The 6011-nt window shown below is 73.4% G+C and carries 5 protein-coding genes; 1 reads left to right on the top strand and 4 read right to left on the bottom strand.

Annotation, left to right across the window (positions count from 1 at the left end; all coding sequences use genetic code 11):
- Nucleotides 1–168: 168 nt before the first annotated feature.
- Nucleotides 169–774, bottom strand: a complete 606-nt coding sequence (locus tag ACTIDRAF_RS0220275; RefSeq protein ID WP_016700548.1) for a TetR/AcrR family transcriptional regulator — start codon at nt 772–774, stop codon at nt 169–171.
- Nucleotides 775–826: 52 nt separating this feature from the next.
- On the opposite strand from ACTIDRAF_RS0220275, the gene ACTIDRAF_RS0220280 reads away from it, so the two are divergent.
- Nucleotides 827–1822: an alpha/beta fold hydrolase gene (locus ACTIDRAF_RS0220280; protein WP_016700549.1), complete on the top strand. Its 996-nt coding sequence runs from the start codon at nt 827–829 to the stop codon at nt 1820–1822.
- 570 nt (nt 1823–2392) lie between these two features.
- On the opposite strand, the gene ACTIDRAF_RS0220285 is transcribed toward ACTIDRAF_RS0220280, so the two are convergent.
- The 3 genes from ACTIDRAF_RS0220285 to ACTIDRAF_RS30080 all read right to left on the bottom strand — a co-directional run.
- Nucleotides 2393–2839: a hypothetical protein gene (locus ACTIDRAF_RS0220285; protein WP_016700550.1), complete on the bottom strand. Its 447-nt coding sequence runs from the start codon at nt 2837–2839 to the stop codon at nt 2393–2395.
- 113 nt (nt 2840–2952) lie between these two features.
- Nucleotides 2953–3870: a hypothetical protein gene (locus ACTIDRAF_RS0220290; RefSeq protein WP_016700551.1), complete on the bottom strand. Its 918-nt coding sequence runs from the start codon at nt 3868–3870 to the stop codon at nt 2953–2955.
- Nucleotides 3871–4434: 564 nt separating this feature from the next.
- On the bottom strand, nt 4435–6011 hold a 1577-nt coding region (locus ACTIDRAF_RS30080), incomplete at its 5' end, for a heparinase II/III domain-containing protein (RefSeq protein ID WP_016700552.1).

Here is a 6011-nt window from a genome sequence, read left to right on the forward strand (position 1 = left end):
GGCGGTGACCGCGTCGCGCCTGGTGCGGCAGCACCGTCGCCGTCGCGGTCCGGTCGCTCACCCGGTCGGCGAGCGGCCGTGGGGTCGGGCGGGGGCGGGAGTGCGGCTCGGCGCACCAGCGGAGCGGCCGCCGGCGCGGGCCTCCGCCGTGGGCGTGCCCCCGCCCGCTCAGGCGAACAGCGTGCGTTCCACCACCGAGACCAGCAGGTCAGCCGCCGCCTCGGTGTCGTAGCCGTCGTCGGCGAGGCGTTCGGCGACGATGGCGTCGACGGCACCCCCGATGGTGATCGCCAGCGTGCGCAGGTCCAGCTCCGAGGTCACCCCGCGCGCCTGCCGGGCGGCCGCCAGCAGCGACGCGAGTGGCCGCCACCGGAGGCTGGAGTCGTAGTCCCCGTCGCCCTGGGTCATCGCTTCGACGATCATCCGCGTGTGCCGGGGGTGTTCCCGGAGGTGGCCGATCATGGCCCGCACGTAGGCGCCGGGGCCGCCCTCGGGGGGAACGGCCTCAACGGCGACCGCGACGTGGCTGGTCAGCGCGGTCAACACGTGTTCGTGCGCGGCGCTCACCACGGCGTCCTTCGACGGGAAGTGGTAGAGCACCGCCGCCTTGGTGATGCCCGCGCCCTCGGCGATCCGGGACAGCGAGGTGCCCGCGTACCCCCGCTCGGCCACCAGGCCGATGGTGACCTCGATCAACTGGGTGCGGCGGGCCTGCTCGGTGAGGGTGAGCGGACGGGAGCGGGACGAGTCCTCGTCACGGGGTGGTTTGGCCATGGGTCACAGCTTACCGTACGGTAGAAGAATCTACCGATCGGTTAGGAGCCGTATGGACGACACGACACCGACCCCGTCCCCAGTCCGGACCCGTCGACGCCGCTGGCCCATCGTGCTCGGCGTGATCGCGGCGTTGTTCCTGGTCATCGGGTTCGTCACCCGCACGCCCTCCCCCGTCGGGCACTGGACCAGCGCCGAGGGCCGGGACGAGTTCCACGACACGTACCAGACCGCGATGGCCGACCTGCCCGTCCCCGACGCCACCCTCGACGTCCGCACCGACTACGGCATCGTTCGGGCGTACCGGTTCGAGGGGGAGGCCGACCGCGCCGAGCCCCTCGTGCTCCTGCCCGGGCGGGCCTCCGCGTCCCCGGTGTGGGCGGACAACCTGCCCCACCTGCTGCGGGTCGGCGACGTCTACACCCTCGACCTGCTCGGCGAACCCGGCATGAGCGTGCAGGACCGCCCGATCGTCGACGACGACGACCAGGCGGCCTGGCTGCACCAGACCCTCGACGGGCTCCCGGAGAGCGAGTTCCACCTGGTCGGGCTCTCCATCGGCGGCTGGACCGCGGCGAACCTCGCCACCCGCCAGCCCGAGGCGATCGCCAGCCTCACCCTCGTCGAGCCGGTGTTCGTCTTCGACGACATGCCCCTGGGCACCATCGTGCGGTCCCTGCCCGCCTCGCTGCCCTGGCTGCCCAAGTCCTGGCGGGACGGCTTCAACTCGTACACCGCCGGCGGCGCGCCGGTCGAGGACGTGCCGGTCGCCCGGATGATCGAGGCCGGGATGGCGCACTACAGCCTGCGGCTGCCGCAGCCCAGCCGGATCAGCGAGGAGGCGTTGTCCGGCCTGGACATGCCCGTGCTGGCCGTCATCGCCGGGGAGTCGGTCATGCTCGACTCCGCCGCTGCCGTCGAGGTCGCCGAACGCGCGCTGCCGGAGGGCACCGTCCGCCTCTACCCGGACGCCTCGCACGCCGTCAACGGTGAACACCCCGACGAGCTCGCCGACGACATCGCCGGGTTCCTCGACGCCCAGGAGTAGCCAGCGTGCGGGGCGCCGCGACGCGGGCCGGAGCCGACGTCGTGTCCCCCGTGCGGGCGACGTGCCCCGGCGGGCGGGGGCGGCGGAGCGGGACGATGCCATCGTGACCGCCGCCGTCACACCGCCCCGGGGGCACGGGCCTCCGGGGCCCGGTGGGCCACCGTGGAGCAGAGCTCGGGACGAGCCCCCGCGTCGAGCCGAGAGCCGCTCGGCGCGGGTGGATCCCCTCGTGCTCGACGGCGTGCCCACTCGGCGGCCGCGCGCTGGAGGTGCTTCTCCCACCAGGGGGTGACCTCTCGCCCCTGCTCGTGACCGATCGCTACCGTTGATCGCGGTGTGTGGTGGTTCGAGGTTCGTGGGGGTGGTCGCCCGTGCCCGCCGCCGAGGTGGTGGCCCAGGCGCGGGCGGCCCTGGCGGACATCGAGGTAGCCCGCCGAGGCCTGGCGGCGGCGCTCGGCAGAGTCGAACGAGGCGGACGGCCGAGGGAACCGGCGAGCGCGGTCGGTCGAGCTGTTGCCCGGTCCACGAGCCACTGCGCCACCGCGCGCATCCCAGCCGGACGTGGGCCGCTCATCGCGGGAAGTCGGAGCGAGGATCCTCCTCGCTGGCGAGGCTCCCTTCGACCAGTCGGATCTCCTGCTCGGTCAGCGCGCGCGTGCTCCGGTCGGCGAGCCAGCGTTCGAGTGCCCGGCCGGGATCCAGCGACACCCGGACCCCGCCGTCGGCGCCACGCGCGACGACGAGGCCCCCGCCGATCGCGTACTCCATGATGGACGATCCGGTCACCGTGGGCTGGTCGCCCGCGTCCCCGACCTCCGACGGCCCGGCGTCGGAGGATCCGTCGGTGCTGGTCGGGCGCAGCCGGAACCCCTGGTAGCCCAGCCCGCCGGGAGGTACCGACCGGTCGGGAACCGCGACCAGGGCCCCGAGTCGCCGGCTCGCCTCCTCCCGCTCGACGCCGTGCAACCGGAAGACCGGGTTGGGACGGCCGCTGTAGAGGCACACCTCCACGTCCATGCCCGTCATCCTCCCGCTCGGTGACATCGGAACCGGCGGGGCGGGTGCCCACCTCGACGGTGGGCCAGTGCCCGCCCCGCCCGCCGTGTGACGCGGTCAGGCGCGGTCGGTGGTCAGCGGATGCGCTGCCGCTGGGTGTGGCAGCCGTAGAAGTAGCCGCAGAACTGGGTGTACGGGCCCCGGTCGCAGGTCTCGGGGTTGTTGATCACCCGGTTGCTGTTGTCCACGTTCCTGGCCGCGGTGCTGCCTGGCTTGTGCGCCCAGTAACCCTCCGACTGGAGGCGGTACCAGTGGAAGTCGGTGTTGGGCCAGATCACCAGGGCGACCAGGTGGCGCGGCCACTCGCTGTCCGGGAAGCAGTCGTAGCGGCGGTGCATGCCGTCGCACAACGCGCCTCGGCCGACCTCGGCGCAGGTCAGGGCCGTGTACTGGCTCCCGCACCCGCGTCCGGGTTGCGCGAAGGTGTTGTTGCGCCAGTTGCTGGCGTAGTTGTAGCAGTTGTTGCGCAGGCGCGTGTTCTGGTCGTCGTTCCAGAAGCCCGGGTTGAACGGGGTGACGTCGTAGTAGCAGGTGGCGGCGGCGGTGAACGATTCGCTCGTCTCCTGCCCGCCCTCCTGGATGCTCACCCCGCTGCGGGAGCCCTCCTCGGTCGCCGTGGTCAACTGCGTGGTCAGGAAGGGCCGCAGCGGTTCGGGCAGGCTGACGCCCTCCTCGGTGTCCAGGCTGGTGTCCACCCGGTCCAACAGGCCGATCAACCGTTCGGCCAGTTCGGCGGCACGAGGGCCCTTGGCCTCCCGGCCCACGGGAAGGTAGGTGGTCGAGCCGAGACGGAGGTCCGGGGCGGCCTCGTCGCTGAGTGACTCGACCAGCAGGCCACGGAACCCGACACCGGCGCGGGCCGGGGCATCCTCCGTGAGCAGTTCGGAGCCCTCCGAGAGGGCGCGCAACGTGTTCCGGGCCGTCCGTTCCTCACCGACCGTCCACACCGGGTTCTGACGTCCGGAGAAGACGTCCGCGGTAATGCGCAACATGGGATGTCGCTCCTTGTCCGTGTGGTTTCCCCGGCCCGGCGGTGATGTGCGGTGGCGCGCGGCGCATCCAGGAATCCCCTTCGGCGGTCGCCCTCACCGGGGACGCTGCTGCGACCCTCGGGCGCGATCAGTTCCGGAACTGGTCGGATCCACGGGGCGGCGGTGCCACGTCCGGCAGGGGGCGCGGCATCCGCCGCGTCGTCCCCGTGCGCGTCCACGCACGGTTCCCCGCGGCGGTGGCCAGCGTTCGGGCCGTTGGTCGAGGAGTTCCTCGTGCGACTCGTGGCGGGTGATCACGGTGTCCCGTGAACCTCTTCCCGGGCGGCGTGCTCCTGCTCGTGGGCCGGGTGTTCTGTTCTCCTCGCTAGTGACGTCGACCCGCGCGTGCTGCGAATGGGGGGCGTCACAATCGAGCGTACGAGCGCGTTCCGCGTTCCGCAGTGCCGATCAGGGCGGCGGGGACACGTATTTCTGGTGCCGATTTCACCGTTCTGACCGGGCGACAACCGGAACGACCGCCCCGCCGTTCTCGTCGTACCGAGGCCCTGCCTGGCGGTCCCGCCGTCACCGGGAGGTTCCTGCCCGGTCGACGACGACGGTGAACTCCACCGGCAGGTCGTGGCTGCCGGCGGGCAGCGTCGTGGTCAGGTGGAGCCGGCGCGCCACTCCCGGGGAGCCGTCGTGCTCCACGGTCGGCACCTCGTCGTCGCGGACGGTCCAGTCCTGGCCCGGGACCACCCGCAAGCCGACCCGCCCGTGCCGACCCCGCCAGTGGGCGGGCTCGGCGGGATCGGTCCCCGTCCGTACCGGGTGCCGGCTGACGAAGGTCTCCGTCACCGCGCAGTCGCGGGCCAGCTCGACGGTGTCGGTCAGCCTCAGCAGCCCACCGTCCTCGGTGTGCCGCCAGACGAGGTCCCGGCGCAGACCCACCAGCCCGGCGTGGTCGTAGGCACTGGTCAGGTCGAGGGTGAGGCGCACGCCGTCCCGGCGTCGCTCGTGGTGGACGACCTCCGCGCGCCGATCGGCGCCCGGCAGCTGCCCGGCGCCGTCCAGGAGGGGCACCGAGTGGCCTTCGGAGGAGGCGTGCAGCACCTGGTAGCGGCCGGGGCCGAAGTAGTCCCGGGTGTACTCGGGGGAGCCGAGGTCGGCCAGCAGCGACTCACCCCCGACGTGGAGGAGGAAGTGGCCGAGGTCGTTGTGGTTGTGCGGCTCGTCGTTGTGGCCGCCCTTGGCGGCGAAGGCCACTGGCACGCCCCGCACCGGCCGCCGGTCGGTGATCCACTGCGCGACGGGCAGGAACCAGGTCCCGGCGTCGGCCGCCGCCAGGGGCGGCGGGTCGGGCACCGCGTCGGTGACCGTGCCCGGTCCGCCCGCCTCGCCCCGTCCACCGCTGCCGCCGGCGTCCGGCGTCCTCCCGGATGCGGCCTCCCCGTCCGCGCGAGGGGGACCGGAGCCGCCACCGCCGGTCTTCGGCGCCGGGGTACCACCTCGGGTCGCCGGGCGGCCGGCTGGTACGGCGAAGGCCTCGTCGGTCGCCCAGCACAGGGTGCGGGTCAGGGGCGCCCACCGGTAGCAGGGGTCGTCGTCGAGCCGTGGTGGCCTGGCCAGGGGCGGCAGGGATCGCGCGACGCGGCGCTGCCGGAGCCGGCACAGCAGACCCGCCGGCAGCGCGGGCTCCTCCGGGCTGTCGGCGAAGTTGGCGAAGTGGCCCCCGCCCAGCCAGACGGCCGTCGGGAACTCGGCGATCCGCCGGACGTGCTCGCCGTGGACACCGGTGAGCAGGTCCTGGCCGGTGTGGTCCCGCAACGCCTCGGCGAAGTAGACGAAGTAGCCGAAGCCGTAGGCCCAGTAGCCCACCCCCTCCGTGCACGCCCCGTCCGCGCCGAACCCGGAGAGGAACACCTCCTGGGCCCGGCTGGCCCGCGCCAGGAGCGCGGCGCGTTCCCGGTCGTCGTCCAGCAGCGCCAGGGCGGTCATGCCGACCGCGCCGCCGCAGACCGCCGACCAGTTGTGGCGCCACGACTCCCACGGCTGGGAGCGGGGTTCCAGCATCGGTTCCACGACGCGACGGCGGATCTCTGCCTGCGCGCGGGTGGCGACCTCCGGGTGCAGGGCGGGGGACAGCAGTCGGGTCACCTCGG

It is taken from the genome of Actinoalloteichus spitiensis RMV-1378 (genome assembly GCF_000239155.1).
In the GTDB taxonomy this organism is placed as follows: domain Bacteria; phylum Actinomycetota; class Actinomycetes; order Mycobacteriales; family Pseudonocardiaceae; genus Actinoalloteichus_B; species Actinoalloteichus_B spitiensis.

Coding starts and splice junctions, on each gene's coding strand:
- ACTIDRAF_RS0220275 (WP_016700548.1), bottom strand. CDS start 774: ATGGCCAAACCACCCCGTGACGAGGACTCGTCCCGCTCCCGTCCGCTC.
- ACTIDRAF_RS0220280 (WP_016700549.1), top strand. CDS start 827: ATGGACGACACGACACCGACCCCGTCCCCAGTCCGGACCCGTCGACGC.
- ACTIDRAF_RS0220285 (WP_016700550.1), bottom strand. CDS start 2,839: ATGGACGTGGAGGTGTGCCTCTACAGCGGCCGTCCCAACCCGGTCTTC.
- ACTIDRAF_RS0220290 (WP_016700551.1), bottom strand. CDS start 3,870: ATGTTGCGCATTACCGCGGACGTCTTCTCCGGACGTCAGAACCCGGTG.